The sequence below is a fragment of the Actinomadura geliboluensis genome (assembly GCF_043197915.1).
Classification (GTDB): Bacteria; Actinomycetota; Actinomycetes; order Streptosporangiales; family Streptosporangiaceae; genus Spirillospora; species Spirillospora geliboluensis.
The window spans coordinates 72,054-92,596 of the sequence record NZ_JBICUA010000021.1; the positions used below are offsets into that span (position 1 = coordinate 72,054).

Consider the following 20,543-nt stretch of genomic DNA (forward strand, 5'->3'; position numbering starts at 1 on the left):
CCGCCCGCGCCGCGAAAGTGAACCCGCGCGCGCCGCGTCGGCGAACCCGCGGCCGGCGGGTCAGACGCGCTCCAGCACCACCACGGGGATCTCGCGGCTCGTCTTCTTCTGGTACTCGTCGTAGTCGGGCCAGACCGCGGCCATCTTCCGCCACATCGCCGGCTTCTCCTCCGGCGTCGCGATGCGCGCCCGAGCCGTGAACCTGTCGCCCTTCACCTGCACCTTCACCTCCGGGTCCGCCTGCAGGTTGCGGTACCAGAGCGGCGGCTCGTCCGCGCCGCCCTTGGACGCGACGACGAGGTAGGCGTCGCCGTCGGGCTGGTAGATGAGCGGCGTCGTGCGCTCCTTGCCGGTCTTGCGCCCCGTCGTGGTGAGCAGCAGCGTCGTCGTGCCCTGCCAGTCGTGCCCCTCCGCGCCGTCGGTCTCCTGGTAGCGCCGGACGTGTTCCTCGCCGTACAGCATGGTTAGCTCCTCCTCGTGACTCCGGCCGTGGTGCGGCCACCGGTGTAACCCCCGGACCCCCGATGACCTTCCCAGGGGCGCGCCTCTCAAGCCGTGGCCTCGCGGCCGCCCCGGCGAGCGCTGCGGCCCTTACGCTGGGCCGGTGGACGACGCGGCAGAGGTGGCGCGGCGATGCGCCGAGACGATGTACGCACGGGACAAGGTCGCGCAGGACCTCGCCATGGAGGTCGTGGAGGTCGCGCCCGGCTGGGCGCGGCTGCGCATGGCGGTCGCCGAGACCATGGTGAACGGCTTCGGGATCGCGCACGGCGGCTACGTGTTCCTGCTCGCCGACTCCGCGTTCGCCTACGCGTGCAACACCCATGACGCCGTGACGGTCGCCGCGTCGGCGGACGTGGTGTTCGTGGCGAGCGCGCGCGCCGGAGACGTCTTGGAGGCGTCGGCGTCCGAGCGAGTCCGCTTCGGCCGCAGCGGCATCTACGACGTGACCGTGCGCCGCGTCCCCGACGGGGACGTCATCGCGGAGTTCCGGGGCGGCAGCCGCAGCCGGGGCACGCGCGTCATCGGCGGCGACGCCCTCTGACCGGGGGCTTCCCCGGACCGGCTCAGAGTTCCTTCAGGATGCCGGCGAGGAACCGGGCGGTGTCGTCGGGCCGCGCCGCCGTGATGCACAGGTTGTTCATCGCGCGCATGTAGGTGTCGACGTCGGTCGGCTTGTCCAGGTAGAGCGCGCTGGTGAGCTGCTCCAGGTAGACGACGTCGGACAGGCCGGGCTCGGCGAAGCGCAGGATCGTGAACGGGCCGCCCGCCGCCGCGTGCCCGCCCGCCCCGAACGGCACGATCTGCAGCGTCACGTTGGCCAGCTCCGACACCTCGATCAGGTGCCTGATCTGGGCCCGCATCACGTCGCGGCCGCCGAGCGGGCGGCGCACGACCGCCTCGTCCAGCACCGCCCACAGCGTCGGCGCCTCCGGGGAGGTGAACCGCTCCTGCCGCGTCGTGCGGACCTGGACGCGCCGCTCGACCTCCTCCTCCGAGGCGTCGGAGTAGCCGAGCCGGACGACCGCGCGCGCGTAGTCCTCGGTCTGCAGCAGCCCGGGGACGAACTGCAGCTCGTAGGTGCGCAGCAGCGAGGCCGCCTCCTCCAGGCCGAGGTACACCTCGAACCAGCTCGGCAGGATGTCGCCGTAGCGGTGCCACCAGCCGGGGTTGTTGGCCTCCTTGGCCAGCGCCAGCAGCGGCGCGCGCTCGGTGGGCTCGGAGACGCCGTAGAGGGTGAGCAGGTCGGCGACGTCGCGCTCCTTGAAGCCGACCCGGCCGAGCTCCATCCGGCTGATCTTGGAGTGGGAGCCGCGGATCTCGTAGCCCGCCTGCTCGGTGGAGATGCCGCGGGCCTCGCGCAGCCGGCGCAGCTGCGCACCGAGGAGAATGCGCAGGACGGTGGGCCCGCCGCGCCGGGGATAATCGATCAGCCGTCCGGCCGGATCACCTTCGGACGGAGGTGTTGGGGCAGCTGAATCCTGGGACAAGGGGTCACCAGCCAGTCGACGGGTCTGCGTGTGGGCCGCACGGCACCGCCCTATGTTAGAGGATGCGGACGCCTTTTTGGGAGGTATGGAAAACGCGCCCGCTGCCGGGCGCGTCGCGGGGCGGGCGTGCTGCGGGGCAGGTGGGGATGGCCGGTGACCAGTGCTGTCGGTGGCGGTCCGGCTGCGGAACGTGGTAGCGGCATCCCGCCGCAGTCGGCGCGCGGGTCATTTCACCGGTGGTCGCGCCGCCGTTGGAGGACCAATTACCCGCCGTTCTCGGCATTGCCCGCGGCTAATCCTGACAGTCCATTCCCAGATCCGTCGTGAGACGCGTGAATGTCGTACGTCACGTGTTTTGGTGAATCTTCGGGCGGGCGGCGCGGGCCGTGCCCGGCCGCGTGACGAAGCTCTCGTCCCGTCCGGGCAAGATCTCGGGGCCGCCGGACGTTGATCAGTGTGAGGCGGCCATCGTGCCCGCCCCACCGCCGATCAGCCGGCCACCACCGTCCATCTGGGGGAAACATGAACGCGACCCGTGAGCGACCGGAGATCCGGTTCCTGACCTCGGGCGATGTCTCGGCGCACGAGCGCGCGGCGGCGGAGCGCGCCGTCCGCAAGGCGCTCGCCGGCGCCCGCGGCGTCAGCTCCGTCCAGGTCACGCTGAGCGTCGTCAACGACCCGTCGCTGCCGCGCCCGGCGCTGGCGCAGGCCGTCGTCGACCTGAACGGCCGGCGCGTCCGCGCCCAGGCCGCCGCGCCCCGCATCGACGAGGCCATCGACATGCTCCGCGAGCGCCTGGCGGTCCGGGCGACCTCGCTCCAGGCGGGCCGGTTCTGACAGACCGGGCCTGAGACCGGCCGGCCGCCGAGGCGCGGACGCCGGCCGGAACGCGGGAAACGGCGGAGCCCCGACGCGGGGCGCCGCCGTTCGTGCGTCCGGACCCGGCTCAGGCGTCGCGACGGTTCAGGACGAACGCCGCGAAAACCAGCGGGACGAGCGCGTACCCGACCAAGACGGCCGCCGCCTGCACCGGCGACAGCAGATCGCCGTAGATGGAGTTGTCCGCGCTGAGCCCCGCGATCTGCCGGGGAAGGCCCCCGAGCATCACCGACGCGGCGCGCTCACCCCACGCACCGGGCAGGTGCTGGACGAGCAGCGGCAGCATGTGCCACACGAAGACGACCACCACGATCGATCCCGCCGCAGAGCGCAGCAGCACGCCGAGCGCCAGGCCGAGCAGCGCGAACACCGGCACCACCGTCCCGGCGAGGACGATGCCCGGCAGGTCGTGCGCGATGGACGCCTGCTGGTCGGCGAAGGGCCGGTCCCCGATCACGAACCGCGTGCCGAGGAACGCGCCGACCGCCACCGCCTGCCCGGCGACGGCGGCGACCGCCCCGACCACCGCCGCCTTCGCCGCCAGCAGCGTCCCGCGCCTGGGGACGGCGGCGATGCTCGTGCGGATCATGCCCGTCCGGTACTCGGACGCGACGGACAGCACGCCGAGCACGGCGAGGCACAGCGACGCCACCCAGCTCGCGATCTCCTGCAGCGGACGCAGCAGCAGGTCGTCGCGGCGGTCGGCCTCCAGCCCGTCCCAGACGTGCGCCATCTGGAACGCCAGCAGCACGACGAGCCCGGTGAACGCGGCCGTCACCGACAGCACCACATAGGTCGAGCGGACCGAGCGGAGCTTCCACCACTCGGCCGCGAGGGCGTCCACCATCACGCGTCCCTCCGTACGAACGCGTACGCGCCGGCCCCCAGCGCGACGACGACATAGGCCGCCAGCAGCCCCACCGCCGCCGGCGACGACAGGGCCCCGGGGTCACCGGACGAGCCCGGCGCCCCCGCGATCTGGTTCGCCAGCCCGCCCGGCAGCGCCGACCAGATCCGCTCGTCCCACGGGGACGGCAGCAGCCGGACCAGCGGGGGCAGCACGAACAGCACCGCCATGCCGCCCGTGATCGTCGCGGCGGTCGAGCGCAGCACCGCGCCCAGCCCGAACGCGACGAGGGTGATCGCCGCCGTCTCCAGCCCGACCCACAGCAGGTGCGCCCCGACATCGGCCGCCGGCCCCTGGAACGTGGGCACGGCCCGGTCGCCGACGATGACATCGCCCGCGACGGTCCCGGCGGCCAGCGCCGCCCAGGCCGCGACCGCCATGAGGGCCGCCGCGACGCCCGCCTTCGCCAGGAACGGCGCGAGCCGGCGCGGCATCGCGGCCAGCGTCGTTCGGATCATCCCCGACGAGTACTCCGACGTCAGCGTCAGCGCCCCCAGCACCACCGCGCACACCGGCAGCGCGAGCGCGAGCGGCTGCTCCGCCGGCGCCGCCTTCGCGGTCGCCCGGCGCTCCGCCGACAGCCCGTCCCAGTACTGGGCCACGTACCACGACCACAGGACGCACAGCAGCGTGAACGCGACGATCGTGCCGAGGACGGCGGCCGTCGAACGGACGGTCCGCAGCTTGTACCACTCCGCGGCGATCGCGTCGGCCGGCCCGGTCATCGCGCCACCGCCCCGAACTCGGTGCTGTCGGCGGTCAGCCGCATGTACGCCTCCTCCAGGGACGCGTTGCGCGGCGTCACCTCGTACAGCGGGATCCCGTTCGCCGCCGCCGTGTCACCGATCGCGGCGACGTCCAGCCCCGTCACGGTGAGGGCCCCGTCCGGCGCGGACTCGACACCGCCCCCGGCGCGCGCCAGCACGGCGGACAGTTCGGCGGGACGCGGTGAGCGGACCAGGACGCCGCGCCGGAACCGGTCGGCCAGCTCCCGCACCGACGTGTCCGCGATCAGCCGGCCCCGCCCGATGACGACCAGCCGGTCGGCCGTCAGCTCCATCTCGCTCATCAGATGGCTGGAGACCAGCACCGTCCGCCCCTCGGCGGCCAGCGACCGCATCAGCTCGCGGATCCAGCGGACGCCGTCCGGGTCCAGGCCGTTCACCGGCTCGTCGAACATCAGCACGCCCGGGTCGCCGAGCAGCGCCGCCGCGATGCCGAGCCGCTGCCGCATGCCGAGCGAGAACCCGCCGACCCGCCGGCGCGCCACCCCGGCCAGGCCCACCTGCTCCAGCACCTCCGCGACCCGGCGCGTCCCGATCCCGTTGCTGCGCGCCAGCCACCCGAGGTGGTCGAACGCGCGGCGCCCGCCGTGCACGGCGCCCGCGTCCAGCAGCGCGCCCACCTCCCGCATCGGCCGCCGCAGCGCCGCGTACCGGCCCCCGTTCACCAGCGCCTCGCCCGACTCCGCCCTGTCCAGCCCCAGCAGGACGCGCATCGTCGTCGACTTCCCGGCGCCATTCGGGCCGAGGAAGCCGGTCACCGTCCCCGGCCGCACCACGAAGGAGAGGCGGTCCACCGCGGTCGTCCCGCCGTACCGCTTCGTCAGCTCGCGTACCTCGATCATGCGGTCAACGCTCCCGCCGCACGTGCCCGCCGCGCATCGGAGCGCGGGCGGGACCCGCCCGTCCGACCGTGCGCCGAGCACCGGGCCCCACCTCCGACCCCGGTATGACGGCCGGCGGTCGGAGGCGACGCCCCGCCCCGCCCGCTACCGTCGTGACGTGGACGAATCCGAACTGCGCTCGCCGTTCTTCATGCGGTTCGGCCGGCGCGCCCTCATCTGGCTGGACGCCGGGGCCGCGGTCGTCTACACCCTCCTGATGCTGACGCTGTCCGCCGCCCCGGAGACCTCCGCGGTCGCCGCCGTCGCGGTCGCCGCCGCGTCGGGCCTGCCCCTCGCGGTGCGGCGGCTGTGGCCGGTCCCCGTCTTCGCCGCCGTCCTGGCCGCGTCCACCGCCGCGCTCCTGCTCGGGCTGCCGTTCGACTCCTACGCCGCCGCCGCGTTCGCCCTCTACCCGGTCGCGCTGGCCCGGCGCCGCCGCCGCTGGATCCCCACCCCGCTGATCGGCGTCGGCAGCGCCGTCGTGATCTTCGCCGGCGCCATCGTCGGCCCCGCTGACTGGCACGCCGAGAAGGCCGGGGAGGCCGTGCTCGGGCTCGCCGTCCTCGGCGCGTCCTGGACGCTCGGCCGCGTCGTCCGGGAGCGCCGCGCCGAGGCCGACCGCTCCGCCCGCCGCCTCGTCGACCAGGCCGTCGCCGACGAGCGGCTCCGCATCGCCCGCGAACTCCACGACGTCGTCGCGCACAGCATGAGCCTGATCGCCGTGAAGGCCGGGGTGGCCCTCCACGTCGCGGAGGCCCGCCCCGAGGAGGGCCTCGACGCCCTCCGCGTCATCGAGACCACCAGCCGCAGCTCCCTCGCGGAGATGCGCCACCTCCTCGGCGTCCTGCGCACCGACGCCGACCTCGGCCCGGCCCCCGGCCTCGCCGACCTCACCGCCCTCGCGGAGCGCGCCGCGATGGCCGGCGTCCACGTCGACCTCGACGTGGACGCCCCCACCCTCCCCGAAGGCGTCGCGCTCTCCGCCTACCGCATCGTCCAGGAGGCGGTCACGAACGTCGTCAAGCACGCCGCGCCCGCCCGGTGCCGCGTCAGCGTCCGGGCCGACGGGGAGCGCGTGCGCATCGACGTCACCGACGACGGGCCCGGCGCCCGCGTCCTGCCCGGCGGCGACGGGGGCCACGGGCTCATCGGCATGCGCGAACGCGTCATGATGTACGGCGGCGACTTCACCGCCGGACCCCGGCGGGGCGGCGGCTTCGCCGTGTCCGCCGACCTCCCGTACGAGCCCTAGGAAGACCGTTGGAACTGCGCGTCCTCGTCGCCGACGACCAGGCCCTGGTGCGCGGCAGCTTCCGCGTCCTCATCGACACCGCGCCCGGCCTCCGCGCCGTCGGCGAGGCCGGCACCGGCGCCGAGGCCGTCGAACTGGCCGCGCGGGAGCGCCCCGACGTCGTCCTCATGGACGTCCGCATGCCGGAGATGGACGGCATCGAGGCGACCCGGCGGATCTGCGCCGACCTCACGGACGTGCGCGTGCTGATCCTCACGACCTTCGACCTGGACGCCTACGTGTACGCGGCGCTCAAGGCCGGGGCGAGCGGCTTCCTGCTGAAGGACACCCCGCCCGCCGACCTGCTGTCCGCCGTCCGGGCCGTCGCGGCAGGCGAGGCGCTGCTCGCCCCCACCGTGACCCGCCGCCTGATCGCCGAGTTCGTCCGCCGGCCCGCGCCCGTCCAGCCGCCGCCCGCCGCCCTGGACGCGCTGACCGACCGGGAACGCGAGGTCCTCACGCTCATCGCCCGCGGCCTGTCCAACGCCGAGCTGGCCGAGCACCTGCACCTCAGCCCCGCGACGGTGAAGACCCACATCGGCCACCTGCTCTCCAAACTGCAGGCCCGCGACCGCGCGCAGCTGGTGATCGCCGCCTACGAGACCCGCCTTGTCCAGCCCGGCTAGCCGGCGATCAGACCAGCGCGGGGGCGAGCCGCTCGTACAGGTCGGCGGCCGCCGCCGGATCCGGAGCGAGGGCCGCGATGACCACATGGTCGGCTCCGGCGTCCAGATGGTCCTGGACCCGCTTGCCGATCGCGGCCTCATCACCCCAGGCGAAGCACGCGTCGACGACCTCGTCCGAACCACCGCCGGCCAGTGCCTCGTCCGGGTAGCCCAGCTCCCGCAGCACGCGTGCGTAGGGCGAGCCGGGAAGGCTGAGCAGCGGCATCTGCCGGGCGACGGCGCGCGCCTTCCCGGGATCCGCTTCCAGGATCGTGGTCAGCGTGACGACCAGGAGCTTGTCCGGGCCCAGCCGCTCCCTGGCCGCCCTGGTGTGCTCGACGGGCATCGCCGCTGGCAGCGCCCCGTCCGCGCGGTCGCGCGCGAGACCCTGCATCTTCGGGCCCAGCGCCGCCAGCAGCCGGGGGAACGGCACCTCGGGCACCGGCGCCGCGGCGACCGCCGCGTCCATCCCGTCGAGGTACTCTCGCATCCGCGCCAGCGGGCTCGTCCACTTCTGCCCGCTCTGCTCGACGAACGCGGGAATGCTGACGCCCACGCCGAGCGCGACCCGTCCCGGATGGGCGTCCGCGAGGACCGACGCCGCACCCTGCATGGCGGCGGGATGCCGCGCCCATAGATTCGCGACCCCCGACCCGAGGACGATCCGCTCCGTCGCCCCGAGCAGCACGCTGAGCTGCGTGAAGACCTCGCGGCCCCCGATGGCCTCGTTCGTCCAGAGCGACCCGTAGCCCGCGTCCTCGACGCGCCGGGCCGCCCGCCGCCATTCGTCTGCGGGGGCGATCGGCGTCATCAGCCCCACGCCGACCCTGCCCAGCCGCTCCCGCATCAGCCGTACCGCAGTCATCGGTCCTCCTATAATCGGAACGTACAACCCGCTTAGGACGGTACCGGAACGACCGCCCCGCTTGTCAACGCAGCCGAAGGAGGACGGCGTGAGCACCCCGCCCAAGCGCGCCGACGCCCGCCGGAACCGCGAGCGCATCCTGCGGGCCGCGTCCGAGGCGTTCGCCGCCGAGGGCCACCTCGTCCCACTCGACGACATCGCCTGCCGCGCGGGCGTGGGAGCCGGCACGGTCTACCGCAACTTCCCCACCAAGGAGGCGCTGTTCGCGGCCGTGGTCACCGACCGCGTCGAACAGATCGTCGCCGAGGCGAAAGCGCTCGGGGACGCGCCGGACCCGGGCGCGGCCTTCTATGGTTTCGTTACGGAAGTCGTCCAGCGGGCCATGTTCAACCACGCGCTGAGCGAGGCGTTGGCGGCCGACATAGGCAGCTTCGACGTATGCGGCGCGGACGCGCAGTTCACTGCGGCCCTCGACGTCCTGCTTGAGCGAGCTCAGGCCGCTGGAGCGGTGCGCGCAGACGTCGACGTCCAAGACGTGCGCGCCCTAATGACGGCCGCGATGTACATGGAGCGCAGGCACGGAGGCAACGGCCGCCTGGCATCCCTCGCGTACGACGGACTCCGCCCCGAAGCAACGAAACGAAACGAAACTAACGTCGCCCGCTGCGAACTCTGCGCGGCCCCCCTCACACCGGCGCAGACGGGCCGCCCCGCCCGCTTCTGCAGCGCCGCATGCCGCCAGAAGGCCCACCGGCGCAAGCGAACCGCCCCGAAAACCGGTTGAGCCCCGCCGCCCCCTCGGGCACCCTGACCGGACCATGGGCACACGCGAAATCCGGGCCTCCCACGACCGCGACTCGATCACGGTGTACCAGGCGTACGCCCCCGGGATCGGCCTGCCCGCGGCCGAGCACGGCACCTTCCTCCCGCCCTTCTCCCGGCGGCGCATGACATGGATCAAACCGTCGTTCCTGTGGCTCATGGCACGCAGCGGCTGGGCCCGCAAACCGGGCCAGGAGACGATCCTCGCCGTCCGGATCAGCCGGACCGGCTGGGAGGAGGCCCTGAGCCTGGCCGTCCCCACGGACCCGGACCGCCGCGTCTTCCGCAGCTCCGACGAATGGCGCCGCGAGTTCGCGGCCGCCGCCGTCCACGTCCAGTGGGACCCCGAACGCTCCCTCCGCGGCGAGAAACTGCAGACGCGCAGCATCCAGATCGGCCTGAGCCGCCACATCATCGACCGCTACGTCGACGACTGGATCCTGGACATCGAGGACCGCACCCCGCTCACCCGCAAGATCCACGACCACCTCAAGGCCGGCCGCACCGCCCAAGCAAAGGCCCTCCTCCCCAAAGAGCGCCCTTACCCCGTCCCCCCGCCCCTGGCCACCCGCCTAGGCATGCCCTAACACCCTCTCTGAGCCCTCACGCCCCGACCGCCAGACCTGCCGACCCGTTCACGACGAGACGAGAGCGGGCCCACTTCCCTGCAACACAGCCAACGTGGCAGACCACCAGCTGAGCGGCCACACCACTGCGTGGATGCATGCCGGAGCCATAGCTCAACGGCACCGCGTTCGAGCGATGCCTATCGCAACCACACTGATCCAGCGCACCGATTCGAGCGCCACCTCAGAGATGTCGGACGCGCCGACCGCGCACGAAGCGAACGGCCGACCACGGCCCCTTGCCCGCAACCGGCTGGTCGGTTGCATTCCAGTGGAAGGACTGCGCCTGGAGGATCAGGACCAGATGCGGTGGAGCGTCCACGAGGCCGCCTCTGCGTCGCTCGGGCTGAGTACCTCCGCGATGGCGGGGCCATCAGGTGTGGTGACCTGGAGGCGGTAGTACCTCGCCTGACCGGGCGCTTGCCATTCCTCCAGGACCCGGCGCACCCGGTAACGGCCTCGCCGGCCGGTGAGGCAAGACGGACGGCCGGTGGACGTGATCTCCGCGGAAACGGGTTCATCGATCAGCACGGGACGACACGCTACCCGAACATGTGTTCGAGGATGATGAGACACGCGGACTTGACGTCCGGCCGAGACGACTGGACCCACCGCAAGCGCCAGATGTCAGGACGAGTGGCCCGCCGGACGAAGCCCTCCAGATGGTCGCTGGCAACAGTTCATCGGGACCACCACGCGGGTTGCAGCAGCGCCACCTCGGCGCCGCGCCTGCATCACCACCGCCCGAGAGGTAAGCGCCGCAGGTCAGATACAAGCGCTGTACGTCCGACGCGAGGGCCGAACGTAGGGTGTGAGCGCCACGGGCCGGGGTGCAAGACCCCACCTTGGGGTGAGTGTCGCACCTTGGGGTGAGCGCCCCACGGGTGCGAGCCGCGTCCCTCGGGCGCGAATCCGTGTGTCAGGTCCGAGCGCCGCGCATCGCGGGAGCGCCGCAAGTCGGGTGCGATTCGCCGCACGTCGGGGTTAGTGCCGGACCTCGGGGGTGAGCGTCCTGCATAGGGTGCGAGGGGCGCACCTCGGGTGCGCATCCGTGCCTCGAGTTTGAGCGCCGGCTGACACGGGAGTTCCACAGGTCAGGTCCGAGTCCCGCATGTCCGGCGGTGGTGTTGCGCATCGGGTGCGAGCGTCGCACGTTGGGTGAGTGCCGCGCCTCGGGGGTGAGCGTCCTGCGCAGGGTGCGAGTCGCGCACCTCGGCGGCGCGCCTGCATCACCATCTCCCAGGAGGTAAGCGCCGCACGTCCGGTGCGAGTGTCGAACGCAGGGTGTGAGCGTCGTGCGTTCGGTGCAGTGGCGCATCTCGTGTGCGAATCCATTCGTGAGATTCGAAACGCCGCGCATCACGGTAGTGCCGCAGGTCAGGTACGAGCACTGCACGTCGGGTGCGAGTGTCGCACCTCGTGGGGTGAGCGCCTGTCGGGTGCGAGTGGCGCACCTCCGGTGCGAATGCCGTTCGTCAGGTCCGAGCGCTGCGCATCACGGTAGCGCCGCAGACCAAATGCGAGCGCAGCATTTTGCGTGCGAGTTCTGCACCTTGGGCATAAGCGCCGTGCGTCGGGGTGATGTCGCACGTTACGTGTGAGTGCTGCGCGTTGGGGGTGAGTGCTGCAGGTCGGGGTGGGCGCTGTGCGTTGAGCATGGATGTCGTGCGTCAGGGGCAGCGCCACCGGGCGGGTGCGAGCGTCACCGCGTACTCCTGCGGGTCAGTCGCCTGCTCATCAGGGCGTCACCCGGACACACGAGGCAGGACGTACTACGCCAACTCCCGGCGTGGACGCCGCTTGAGGTCTTGCGGCACCGTTGTCGGGCCTGGGGGACAACGGTTTCTGTCAGGCGCTTGGAGCCTCTGGCCTTGTTGGGTGACATTTCCTGCGTGGCCATGGCTTCAGGTGGGGCGCGTATCAGGTCTGGAGGCGCAGGATCACCCGGTCGTTGAAGGCGCCTCGCTCGGCTGCCTTGGCGGAACGTTGCCTCTCCAGGTCCGCGGGCGTGATTTTGTGGGTCGCGGCGAGAGCGTGGACGACCTCCAGGACGTCGGCGAGTTCGCCTGGGTCGCCGCTGGCGATGTACTCGCCGACTTCCTCGACGAGTTTGGCGCGCAGCCGTGCGGCGTGCTCGCCCGAGTCGGCGACCCGGGTCTCCGGCTCCCGGCCGGACGCCCGGATGATCTCGGGTATCCGGTCGCGGACCAGCTTCTCGGCGGATCCACCTCCCTCCTTGGCCGAATGGACCATCGCGCCGTGGCGCCGATCCAGGGACTGAACCCATTTGACGGCGACGGCGGCGGTCTGCACCAACTCATTTCGAAGAGCGACCGGATCCGATTCGGCGAGAGCCTCGAAGAATTCCTCGGCCAGGATGTGCCGCCACGTCAGTTCCCCTCTCGTCCACGCGGCGGCGCATTCCCGCTTCGCCCGCTCCGCCTCGCCGCTGAACTCGGGGCCGCTCCCATCAGGGAACTCTTGGACTCCCCACATGCGGTCCTGGGCATGACGTTCGCTTCTGACGTCGGCCAGCACGGTCTCCAACGCCCCGGGCGCTTCAACATTGTCCATGCCGCACGACGCTAGCCAATCCACCGCTCCGCGACTGACCCGCCGGCTACGGGCGAGTCGCTCTGCCGACCTTCGGCGTTGGGGTCCGGAGACCGGTGGTCAGTTCGGTGTGGGTGTGCGGTCGGGTTCGCAGGTCAGGACTTCGTGCAGGACGGGTGGGAGTTCGTCCCAGAGCCATTCGTTGAGCGTGCCTGGGAAGCCCCTGGGCGGCCGGATGCTCAGGCGGTTGGGTGCGGCTTCGGCCAGCTGCACCGCGATGGGGCCGTCGTCCCACATCGGGTCTTGGTTGCCCCAGAATGCGGAGAAGTCCGCGCTCGTCAGGATGAGTTCATTCGGCAGCGTGTGGTCGCCTGGGTGCCGCCCTAGGGGGAGCAGCCGTTGTGCGGTTGTGCGGAGGAGGTTCAGCGCGGCCAGGTCGTGGGGGCACGCCACCTCCGTGATCTCCAGTTCGGGGATGCCGAAGCGGTGCAGCCCGGTGGTGTGGAGGGCGACGCAGGCGCAGCCGTCGATGTCGTCCTCGTCGGCGGTGCAGCGGCCGGAGTTCCGGTAGGGCGGCAGGCCGGTGCCGAGCCACTCGTCGGCGAGGGCGAAGCCGTCCGGGCGGCCGAGGCGCGGCAGGGGCAGTGTCCGGCCGGTGGCGAGGTCCACGAGCACTCCGCAGAGCGATTCCGCGATCGCCCTGGCGGTGGCCCGCGCGACATGAGGGCCGGACGGCACGTCACCGACCGGTAGGACGGAGGTGACCCCGATATGCCGTGCGGCGTGGTGGAGCCTTTCTGCGTCCTCGTCTTCTCCGACCACGGTGCTCAGATCCCAGGGGGAATCGTTGGCGGGATGGCACGCGATCATGAGGTGCGGCGTGCCGGGGCGCATTGCCGCCGCCGTGCTCAATGGGACCGGGAGATGCCGGCGGAGCGTTGACGCGATGTCGCCGGGATCCCTGTCGGCCGCGATGACGAAGCCGGTGGTCGTCTCTTCGGGAACCGTGATGGTGACGCGCATTGCAGCCTCCTCGTGGCCTGGACCGGCGTTCGCTGCCCAGCTTCGAGGAGGCCGTCGCGCTCCTTCACTAGAACGCGATTCTGTGGATAGAGGGCCGGATGCCCACGGGGGCCTGAAAAAGCGGATCGTCCGGCCGCCTAGGGCGGACGGACGATCCGGGTGAGCGTGCGGGGGAGTTGTTAGCGGTCGGAGGGGGCCACGTAGTGGCGCTCGCCCGGGCCCACGTACACCTGGCGCGGACGCCCGATCTTCGTGGCCGGGTCGTTCATCATCTCGCGCCACTGGGCGATCCAGCCGGGCAGCCGGCCGAGTGCGAACAGGACGGTGAACGCGTTCGTGGGGAAGCCCATCGCCTTGTAGATGACGCCCGTGTAGAAGTCCACGTTCGGGTAGAGCTTGCGCTCGATGAAGTAGTCGTCGCTCAGCGCGACCTCTTCGAGGCGCATGGCCAGGTCCAGGAGGGGGTCGGACTTGCCGAGCGCGTCCAGGACCTTGCCCGTGGCCTTCTTCACGACCGCTGCGCGCGGGTCGTAGTTGCGGTAGACGCGGTGGCCGAAGCCCATCAGCTTGACGCCGGGCTCCTTGTTCTTGACGCGCGCCACGAACGAGTCGACGTCGTCGCCGTTCTCGTGGATGCGCTCCAGCATTTCGAGGACGGCCTGGTTGGCGCCGCCGTGCAGGGGGCCGAACAGCGCGTCCACGCCCGCCGACACCGACGAGAACAGGTTCGCCTGGCTGGAGCCCACCAGCCGCACGGTCGAGGTCGAGCAGTTCTGCTCGTGGTCGGCGTGCAGGACGAACAGCATGTCGAGCACGCGGGCGATCTCGGGGTCGACGTCGTAGGACTGCGTGGGCAGGCCGAACATCATGCGGAGGAAGTTCTCCACGTAGCCCATGGAGTTGTCCGGGTACAGCAGGGGCTGCCCGTTGGAGGTCTTGTAGGCGTAGGCCGCGATGGTGGGCAGCTTGGCGATGAGCCGGATGCTCGACTGGTCGACCTGCTCGGGGTCGAACGGGTCGAGGCTGTCCTGGTAGAACGTCGACAGGGCGCTGACCGCGGACGACAGCACGGCCATGGGGTGCGCGCGGCGCGGGAAGGCGGAGAAGAACGCGCGGAACTTCTCGTCCAGCAGCGTGTGGTTGCGCACCTTGTCGGTGAACGTGTCGAGCTGGTCGGTCGTCGGGAGCTCGCCGTAGATCAGCAGGTAGGCCACCTCGAGGAAGGACGACTTCTCCGCCAGTTCCTCAATGGGGTAGCCCCGGTAGCGGAGGATCCCCGCCTCACCGTCGATGTAGGTGATCGCCGACGTGGTGGACGCGGTGTTGGTGAAGCCGGGATCGAGCGTGACATGCCCCGTCTCCTTCAGGAGGCTGCCCACGACCAGCCCTGACGGCCCTTCGGTCGCCTCGGCGACCTCCAGAGGCATCCGGCCGCCCGCGTGGTCGAGCTCGAAGTCCGACATACTCGCTCACTCCCAACTGGGTCCACACCTGCGTAGACGTTCTTCTCTTCATCGTATCCACGTGATCACCAACGCTAATCCGGCCCGTCCCGGTTGACGGAGGCGCGGCTCGGGTGTTCCGGTGGAGTCATGACCGATCACGGGGCCGCGGAACTCGTCGCGCGGGCTCGCGCGGAGCTCGCGGCCGGAGCGCGCGCGAACCGTTTCGTCGACATGCTGGAGACGGGTGAGATGCCCCGAGATCGCCTGGTCTGGCTGGCAGGCGAGGAGTATCGGATCGTTAGTAGCGATCGGCGGAGTTTCGCCCTGCTGGCGGCGCGGTTTCCGGATTCGTCGTCCGGTGAGCTGTTCCTGGGGCTCGCCCAGGGCGAGGCGGAGGCCCTGGGGCTGCTCCGGGAGTTCGCCGCCGCGCTAGGCCAGAGTGAGAAGAATCTCATGGCGTACGAGCCGAAACCCATGGCGCAGGCGTACCCGGCCTTTCTCGCGCAGAAGGCGGCGTTCGGCACGGCCAGCGAGGTCGCCTTGGCCATGCTGGCCAACCTTGAGGAGTGGGGCTCGTACTGTGCGCGCACCGCGCGGGCCCTCCAGACGCGGTACGGCCTCTCCGGGGACGCGGTCGGTTTCTTCCAGTTCTTCGCCGAATCCCCGCCCGGTTTCGAGGAGCAAGCCTTGGACGTGATCGCGTCCGGGCTGGCGTCCGGTGACGACCCGGTCGAGGCTGCTCGTGCGGCCCGCCTCCTGCACGCCTACGAGACCGCCTTCTGGGACGCACTCGCGCAGGGCTTGCCGTAACAGGACGTCCTGCTACTCCTTGAGCGTGGGCAACTCGGCTGTGATGTCGATCAGGGTTCGCTCCTGCACGCCGATGAGTTGTTCGACGTCCACGGGCGGCCACTCCTCGCCATAGTGCGCGTCCAGCAGCGTGGACAGTGCGACGAGGATCTGCTCCGGTGTGGGACGTTCCCCAGGGTCCTTGCACAGGCAGCGGTTCACGAGCCCGAGCATGGGTGCGGGCAGACGGGTGAGGTCCGGTTCGCCGTGCACGATGCGTCCGCGGACCTTGTGGCCGCCGCCGAAGGGGGCGGCTCCCGTGGCCGCGAACACTAGCGTCGAGCCGAGGGAGAACACGTCGCTCTCCGGGTGGACGGGGTCGCCGAGGGCCTGCTCTGGCGACATGTAAGCGGGTGTCCCGAGTATTTCAGTGCGAGACAGCGGCAGTGCGTCCAGCGGCCTCGCGATACCGAAGTCGATGACCCTCGGTCCATCGGAAGCCAGCAGGACGTTCGACGGCTTCAAGTCCCTGTGCACGATGCCCGCACGATGGATCGCGATCAGTGCCTCGGCGAGCCCCGCCCCCAGCCGGCACGCGGCCCGCTCGCGAAGGGGACCCTTCTCCCGGACCACCCTGGCGAGGCTCACACCGCGGATGTACTGGGTCGCCAGCCACGGCCGGTCCGCATCCGGGTCGGCGTCGACGACGGGTGCCGTGTAGAAGCCGCTGACCGACCGCGCGGACGTCACCTCACGGCGGAACCGCTCCCGCCACCGCGGATCGTCCAGCAACTCCGGGCGGATCACCTTCACGGCGACGAGGCGCCTGCTGGGTGACGCGCCGAGGAACACCTCGCCCATCCCACCGGCACCGAGCCGGGCGACCACACGGTACGGGCCGATCACATCTGGAAGTTCTGACTGCATGGACAAGGGGAGGATCCGATCATGGTGGGCCGCGCCTAATCGTGCCATGGGCGGACACACGTCCGGCAGTGCGCGGCGCTCAAGTCCAGGGCAGCGCGCTTCGTTCGGCCCAGTAGTGCTCCGGTGGAACGCGCAGTTCCGCCAGTACCCGCAACTCGTCCTCGTCTAGGGACAGCGTCGACGCCGCAAGGTTCGACTCGAGTTGGGCCGGGCTGACCGCACCGATCAGGACTGTGCCGGCCCAAGGTCGACTGAGCGCCGCTGCCAGCGCCACTGCGTCCGGCTGCACATTGTTCTTGGACGCGACGGACAGCACGGCCGCGGGTGGCTGTACGGCGAGCCTCCCATTGGCCAGCACTTCCTTGAGCAGAACATGCAGCCCTGCGTCATGTGCGTCGCGCAGAGCGTCCTCGGCCGACGTCTCCAAGACATTCCAGGTCGACTGGACGGAAGTGAAGAGTCGCTGACCCGAGACGTCCAGCGCCATGGCTCGGCGGATCGTGTCGGCCTGTCGCGGGCCCGACGTGGAGAAACCGATGCGGACGCCCTCGGCGCTCAGTTCAGCCAGAGCCTCCTGTAGGCGGAGGTCCTGGAACAGCGGGCTCTCCTCGGTCAGAGAGTGGACCTGGTAGACGGACAGGTGCCCGTCCAGCAGTTTGCGAGTCTCCCTGTACTGGGCGCGGTAGCGGCCAAGAGAGTGCTCTTTGACCTCGTGCACCGCAGCATCGGTCTTCCAGTCGCCGACGTAGGTGTAGCCCCACTTGCTGGATACGGTCACATCGTCAGCACCGCGCGCGCTGAGCCAGCCCCCGAGGAACTCCTCCGCCCTGCCGTACGAACGTGCCGTGTCCACCCACCGGATACCGGCCGCGTAGGCGGTGTCGAGGACGTCCCAGGTCGCGTCGCGCATCAGGTCCACGCTCCGCTCGGGCGGCAGCTCAACGGCCCGGCCCACGTTGATGTAAGCGGGCCGCCCCAAGGCCGCGAGCCCGATTCCCAAGCGCTCCATGGAACCAGCCTCGCATGCCGCGCGCTCTCCTGAAGACCGGGTCGATCGCCCGAGTTATCCGATTAATCCGCTATGCATCTATGGATTGTCCACAGAATCGCGTTCCGTAGCTCTCGGAAGTTCCCGTCCGCGAGGCTGAGTGGCGTCAATGTCGAACCCGCGACGAAAGGCATGGCAATGGCTGCGCAGATCGACCGCACACAGTACGGCGCCCACCAGTTCGCCGGTCATCTGGGGCTCACCCGGTGGCAGCTGCGCGTGGGCCTGGAGCACGGCGTCCTCCCCGCGCCCGACCTGGACGGTGGACGGTGGTCCGCCGACCTGGCCGAGAGCGCCGGGGAGGCCGGCAAGGAGGTCATCGCCAGGTTCGGCGATGAACCGCCGATCGGCTCCGCGCGCGCGGCGGCCCGTCTGGCCGCCAGGGTGGGCCTCGACGTGGAACGGCGGGACGTCGAGGTGCTGGTCGCCCAGGGCGCCCTCGACGTCGTCAGCACGTTCCGCGGGTACCCGGTGTACCTCATGCGCGACCTGGACCGGCTCGACCCGGAGACCGTCCGTGCCGTCGTCTCGACGAGGAAGGGGCCGCTCATGGAGTCCGTCGACGTGGGCGGCGCGATGTCGATACTCGACTGGCCCCGCCGGACGTTCGACCGCGTCGCGAGCGAACGCGGACTCACGACGGACCGGCTCGGCCGGTACGCCCTCTCCGACATTCAGGCCCTGAGGGCGGACGACGGTCTGGCACGCGAGATCGCCGAGGAGAAACGTCACCTGACCCTCGTCAAGAAGCGCGAGTCCGAGGCCCATGTCGAGGACGTGGTGCGCGGCTGGATGCTGCGTTGCTTCGCCTACGTGGACGGCGACGCCGAACAGCCGCCGGACATCGCCCTCCTGAGCCGGGCGCTGCGAAGCCTCGGCACGGTCAGAGCCGAACTCGCAAGCCACGAGCAGGCCGCTTCCTGACCGGCGATCCCGGCGTCATGGAGGGTGCCTCTGTCATTGCCTTGGGGCGGGTGGTTGTGCCCGAGGGTGGGAGGTGTGACGGGCTGAGAGACGGTCATGGTCAGGGGCGACGGGAGGAGGAGCGGCGTTTGGGGGAGGGCTTTCCCGGCTTCTTGTGGCGTGCCAGGGCGGCGAGGAGGCGGTCGCGGGCCTCGGTGCGGGAGAGCGCCGGAACGTGGCCGGGCAGGCTGGAGGCCAGGCTCGCCGGGGCGGTGACCAGGCCGGTGTCGTCGATGGTGGCCCGCTCGCCCGTCCACGGGCCGACGAGGATCGCTGAGGCGCCGCCGGGATGCCGGGCGAGGAGCGCCTTGATCCGGTCGGGTTCCTGGGTGCAGTCGGCCACGAGGAGGAGCCGGCGTGCCTTCGTCACTCCGGTGTTCTGCCGGATGGCGAGTTCGGTTTCCAGGTAGGCGAGGGCGGCGTCGAGATTGCCCGGGATGAAGAGCCCGGCCGTGTCGTCGTCGAGCAGTTCGTCTTCGGCCAACCCGAAAAGGATGGTCGCGTCGGGGCGTGGGATCACGACCAGGGAGTCGTCGCCGTGCTCGTCGAGCGCGGCCAGGGCGAGGACGCGCGCGGTCGAGACCGCGCCCGGGCCGGTCAGGCCGATGGCCGGGGCGGCGAACGGGTCGAGGGCGGGGCGGTAGTCGAAGTGGGCCGGGGCCGGCTCCTCCTCGGGGAGGCCGAGGGCGGGCAGACCTGCTGCGGCGACGGCGTAGAGCCGATGCCGGAAGGGGTAGCAGATCGCGGCCGCGGCGGGGATGAGCAGGCTCAACAGCAGTACGGGCTGCAGGGAAGGGGGACGTGAATCCACCTCGTCCGCCTGGTCTTGTATGCGCGTCGGCTCGGGGGAGGAGACCACGGGAGACGGGAACCTCCGGTCGGGGGCGGGGGATTCGCCGCGTGGGGGATCCGGCCGGGTGGCGCGGGGCGTCGGCCTCTCGACCGGTACGGGGGAGGGCGGCTTGTGCCCGGACTTGGGCTTCCAGGTGTGCCGGTCCGCCCAGCGAGGGAAGTCCCGGCCGCGGCCTGATCCTCTGCGAGACCTCTCGTACATCGACCGCCATGCCTCCTTGCACTTTTGCCAGTCGCCCATGCTCACGGTGTGACGGCAGATGGGCGGCGCGGATCTGCGCGCCCCCGGCTCGGGATGCGCGGCGGCCTCCGCGGACGCGGCGGCTCCCATGGAGATCGCACCGGCCATCGCGGTACAGCCCAGCACGCCGCTGGTGCAGCGAAGCCAGTCACCGAGCAGGTCGGCCAGCCTGGGATGGGCCTGAAAGCGGTTCATCTTCGCCCCGGGGGATCGCGTCGGTCACCGTGAGAATGCCGATCGTAGTCAATTCGGCTACGGAGCGTTGAACATTGCTCACACTCGACGGAAGGTTCCTGGGTGGCGGGTTGCGGCGTGATGGTGGAGGAAATGCGCGTTATGTCCTAGATGTAAGCGAGAGGGTGATGTGATCGAGCAGGTGTGGCGGCGTGAAGCGAAAGGCGTGAATTCTCGGCGGTATAGCCTGCTGGCACGCGTGTTCCGGGCCATGCCGCCAGCGGTCTCCACGCGGGCTCCGCAGATGATGTGCCACTGACCGACACTTCCGGAAGCCGACGGGCTGGTATGCATGGGTGGCCGCACGGTGTTATAAGTCTCACTCGGTGTTATCGCCTCCCGGAAGGCGCAAGCGTAGATCGCTCCTCGGTAAATTGCCCCCTTTGCGGCGATTTGTTCGCCATTGAAGGGCGGGTGATGTGTCGAGACCGATGGCGTGGCGCGACGACCCGCACGTTTATACCGAGAAGCACGCCGGCCGCGGCGTTGCTGTGTCCATATTGCTGCGCGTCCCTAGGTAGGCGTAGGTGACGTCCGTCAAGGGTTCGACAAGGCGATGATCGCCGTGCTCGCCGCCGCGGAGGCAGGACCTGCCCGAACGCGAAGCCGAACCCGATGAACGACCCGAACGTGCCGATGCTCACCAGCTGGCATGACCAGCCTTCACCCATCGCTGGGTGGCATGCCCAGCCGTCAAGGCTCGCTGGGTGGCATGTCCAGGCTTCGAGGGGCGCGAGGCTTTGAGGGGCGCCAGGC

Annotated in this window: 20 protein-coding genes; 8 read left to right on the forward strand and 12 right to left on the reverse strand. The window is 70.9% G+C overall.

Features of this window, described 5'->3' with window-relative positions; translation table 11 throughout:
* Positions 1–60: 60 nt before the first annotated feature.
* Positions 61–462 carry a nitroreductase family deazaflavin-dependent oxidoreductase gene (locus ACGFI1_RS42750; protein WP_301176921.1) on the reverse strand — a complete coding sequence of 134 codons (402 nt, stop codon included), beginning with the start codon at positions 460–462 and terminating at the stop codon, positions 61–63.
* A gap of 142 nt (positions 463–604) precedes the next feature.
* Between ACGFI1_RS42750 and paaI the strand changes: the two genes are divergently transcribed.
* Positions 605–1,045, forward strand: coding sequence for a hydroxyphenylacetyl-CoA thioesterase PaaI (gene paaI / locus ACGFI1_RS42755; RefSeq protein WP_392793382.1), 441 nt, complete (start codon positions 605–607; stop codon positions 1,043–1,045).
* A gap of 22 nt (positions 1,046–1,067) precedes the next feature.
* Here paaI and ACGFI1_RS42760 read toward each other — a convergent pair whose 3' ends face one another.
* Complete coding sequence (locus ACGFI1_RS42760) at positions 1,068–1,934, reverse strand: helix-turn-helix domain-containing protein (protein WP_392793429.1); 867 nt, start codon at positions 1,932–1,934, stop codon at positions 1,068–1,070.
* Between the two features lie 579 nt (positions 1,935–2,513).
* On the opposite strand from ACGFI1_RS42760, the gene ACGFI1_RS42765 reads away from it, so the two are divergent.
* A complete protein-coding gene (locus tag ACGFI1_RS42765; protein ID WP_387075906.1) occupies positions 2,514–2,828 on the forward strand; it encodes a hypothetical protein in 315 nt (104 codons plus the stop codon).
* A 109-nt stretch (positions 2,829–2,937) separates the two neighbouring features.
* Here ACGFI1_RS42765 and ACGFI1_RS42770 read toward each other — a convergent pair whose 3' ends face one another.
* The 3 genes from ACGFI1_RS42770 to ACGFI1_RS42780 are packed head-to-tail and all read right to left on the reverse strand — an operon-like array spanning position 2,938 to position 5,404.
* A complete protein-coding gene (locus ACGFI1_RS42770) occupies positions 2,938–3,717 on the reverse strand; it encodes an ABC transporter permease (protein ID WP_386875752.1) in 780 nt (259 codons plus the stop codon).
* The gene (locus tag ACGFI1_RS42775; protein WP_392793384.1) at positions 3,717–4,502 is read right to left on the reverse strand and encodes an ABC transporter permease; all 786 of its coding nucleotides are present in this window, start codon (positions 4,500–4,502) and stop codon (positions 3,717–3,719) included. The genes ACGFI1_RS42770 and ACGFI1_RS42775 overlap by 1 nt, the downstream gene beginning before the upstream one ends.
* Positions 4,499–5,404 (reverse strand): ATP-binding cassette domain-containing protein, encoded by a 906-nt coding sequence (locus ACGFI1_RS42780; protein WP_392793385.1) that lies wholly within the window; start codon positions 5,402–5,404, stop codon positions 4,499–4,501. The genes ACGFI1_RS42775 and ACGFI1_RS42780 overlap by 4 nt, the downstream gene beginning before the upstream one ends.
* Before the next feature lie 157 nt (positions 5,405–5,561).
* On the opposite strand from ACGFI1_RS42780, the gene ACGFI1_RS42785 reads away from it, so the two are divergent.
* Entirely contained in the window at positions 5,562–6,695 is a 1,134-nt protein-coding gene (locus ACGFI1_RS42785) for a sensor histidine kinase (RefSeq protein ID WP_392793386.1), read from the forward strand.
* 8 nt (positions 6,696–6,703) lie between these two features.
* On the forward strand, positions 6,704–7,360 hold the full coding sequence (locus ACGFI1_RS42790) for a response regulator (protein WP_392793388.1): 657 nt from the start codon (positions 6,704–6,706) through the stop codon (positions 7,358–7,360).
* 7 nt (positions 7,361–7,367) lie between these two features.
* Here ACGFI1_RS42790 and ACGFI1_RS42795 read toward each other — a convergent pair whose 3' ends face one another.
* Positions 7,368–8,264 (reverse strand): TIGR03620 family F420-dependent LLM class oxidoreductase, encoded by an 897-nt coding sequence (locus tag ACGFI1_RS42795; protein WP_386875596.1) that lies wholly within the window; start codon positions 8,262–8,264, stop codon positions 7,368–7,370.
* 88 nt (positions 8,265–8,352) lie between these two features.
* Between ACGFI1_RS42795 and ACGFI1_RS42800 the strand changes: the two genes are divergently transcribed.
* Together ACGFI1_RS42800 and ACGFI1_RS42805 are read left to right on the forward strand one after the other, a co-directional pair.
* The gene (locus tag ACGFI1_RS42800) at positions 8,353–9,048 is read left to right on the forward strand and encodes a TetR/AcrR family transcriptional regulator (RefSeq protein WP_392793390.1); all 696 of its coding nucleotides are present in this window, start codon (positions 8,353–8,355) and stop codon (positions 9,046–9,048) included.
* 34 nt (positions 9,049–9,082) lie between these two features.
* Positions 9,083–9,673 (forward strand): DUF4291 domain-containing protein, encoded by a 591-nt coding sequence (locus tag ACGFI1_RS42805; protein WP_392793392.1) that lies wholly within the window; start codon positions 9,083–9,085, stop codon positions 9,671–9,673.
* 1,959 nt (positions 9,674–11,632) lie between these two features.
* On the opposite strand, the gene ACGFI1_RS42810 is transcribed toward ACGFI1_RS42805, so the two are convergent.
* From ACGFI1_RS42810 to ACGFI1_RS42820, 3 genes are all read right to left on the reverse strand, one after another.
* Positions 11,633–12,286, reverse strand: coding sequence for a nucleoside triphosphate pyrophosphohydrolase (locus tag ACGFI1_RS42810; RefSeq protein WP_392793393.1), 654 nt, complete (start codon positions 12,284–12,286; stop codon positions 11,633–11,635).
* A 99-nt stretch (positions 12,287–12,385) separates the two neighbouring features.
* On the reverse strand, positions 12,386–13,288 hold the full coding sequence (locus ACGFI1_RS42815; RefSeq protein WP_392793394.1) for a hypothetical protein: 903 nt from the start codon (positions 13,286–13,288) through the stop codon (positions 12,386–12,388).
* A gap of 179 nt (positions 13,289–13,467) precedes the next feature.
* On the reverse strand, positions 13,468–14,751 hold the full coding sequence (locus tag ACGFI1_RS42820) for a citrate synthase (protein WP_386875586.1): 1,284 nt from the start codon (positions 14,749–14,751) through the stop codon (positions 13,468–13,470).
* Between the two features lie 129 nt (positions 14,752–14,880).
* Here ACGFI1_RS42820 and ACGFI1_RS42825 point away from each other — a divergent pair, with 129 nt between their 5' ends.
* Positions 14,881–15,543, forward strand: coding sequence for a thiaminase II/PqqC family protein (locus tag ACGFI1_RS42825; RefSeq protein ID WP_392744262.1), 663 nt, complete (start codon positions 14,881–14,883; stop codon positions 15,541–15,543).
* Between the two features lie 12 nt (positions 15,544–15,555).
* Here the strand turns inward: ACGFI1_RS42825 and ACGFI1_RS42830 are convergent, their stop codons facing one another.
* Both ACGFI1_RS42830 and ACGFI1_RS42835 read right to left on the reverse strand, forming a co-directional pair.
* Positions 15,556–16,428 carry a serine/threonine-protein kinase gene (locus ACGFI1_RS42830; protein WP_387075877.1) on the reverse strand — a complete coding sequence of 291 codons (873 nt, stop codon included), beginning with the start codon at positions 16,426–16,428 and terminating at the stop codon, positions 15,556–15,558.
* Between the two features lie 100 nt (positions 16,429–16,528).
* Positions 16,529–17,458 (reverse strand): aldo/keto reductase, encoded by a 930-nt coding sequence (locus ACGFI1_RS42835; RefSeq protein ID WP_392793396.1) that lies wholly within the window; start codon positions 17,456–17,458, stop codon positions 16,529–16,531.
* 177 nt (positions 17,459–17,635) lie between these two features.
* Here ACGFI1_RS42835 and ACGFI1_RS42840 point away from each other — a divergent pair, with 177 nt between their 5' ends.
* Positions 17,636–18,421: a hypothetical protein gene (locus ACGFI1_RS42840; RefSeq protein ID WP_392793398.1), complete on the forward strand. Its 786-nt coding sequence runs from the start codon at positions 17,636–17,638 to the stop codon at positions 18,419–18,421.
* A 100-nt stretch (positions 18,422–18,521) separates the two neighbouring features.
* On the opposite strand, the gene ACGFI1_RS42845 is transcribed toward ACGFI1_RS42840, so the two are convergent.
* Positions 18,522–19,271, reverse strand: a complete 750-nt coding sequence (locus ACGFI1_RS42845) for a hypothetical protein (protein ID WP_392744250.1) — start codon at positions 19,269–19,271, stop codon at positions 18,522–18,524.
* Positions 19,272–20,543: the final 1,272 nt, after the last annotated feature.

Coding starts and splice junctions, on each gene's coding strand:
- ACGFI1_RS42815 (WP_392793394.1), bottom strand. CDS start 13,288: ATGCGCGTCACCATCACGGTTCCCGAAGAGACGACCACCGGCTTCGTC.
- ACGFI1_RS42825 (WP_392744262.1), top strand. CDS start 14,881: ATGACCGATCACGGGGCCGCGGAACTCGTCGCGCGGGCTCGCGCGGAG.
- ACGFI1_RS42805 (WP_392793392.1), top strand. CDS start 9,083: ATGGGCACACGCGAAATCCGGGCCTCCCACGACCGCGACTCGATCACG.
- ACGFI1_RS42820 (WP_386875586.1), bottom strand. CDS start 14,751: ATGTCGGACTTCGAGCTCGACCACGCGGGCGGCCGGATGCCTCTGGAG.
- ACGFI1_RS42835 (WP_392793396.1), bottom strand. CDS start 17,458: ATGGAGCGCTTGGGAATCGGGCTCGCGGCCTTGGGGCGGCCCGCTTAC.
- ACGFI1_RS42780 (WP_392793385.1), bottom strand. CDS start 5,404: ATGATCGAGGTACGCGAGCTGACGAAGCGGTACGGCGGGACGACCGCG.
- ACGFI1_RS42810 (WP_392793393.1), bottom strand. CDS start 12,286: ATGGACAATGTTGAAGCGCCCGGGGCGTTGGAGACCGTGCTGGCCGAC.
- ACGFI1_RS42750 (WP_301176921.1), bottom strand. CDS start 462: ATGCTGTACGGCGAGGAACACGTCCGGCGCTACCAGGAGACCGACGGC.
- ACGFI1_RS42770 (WP_386875752.1), bottom strand. CDS start 3,717: ATGGTGGACGCCCTCGCGGCCGAGTGGTGGAAGCTCCGCTCGGTCCGC.
- ACGFI1_RS42795 (WP_386875596.1), bottom strand. CDS start 8,264: ATGACTGCGGTACGGCTGATGCGGGAGCGGCTGGGCAGGGTCGGCGTG.
- ACGFI1_RS42775 (WP_392793384.1), bottom strand. CDS start 4,502: ATGACCGGGCCGGCCGACGCGATCGCCGCGGAGTGGTACAAGCTGCGG.
- ACGFI1_RS42765 (WP_387075906.1), top strand. CDS start 2,514: ATGAACGCGACCCGTGAGCGACCGGAGATCCGGTTCCTGACCTCGGGC.
- ACGFI1_RS42840 (WP_392793398.1), top strand. CDS start 17,636: ATGGCTGCGCAGATCGACCGCACACAGTACGGCGCCCACCAGTTCGCC.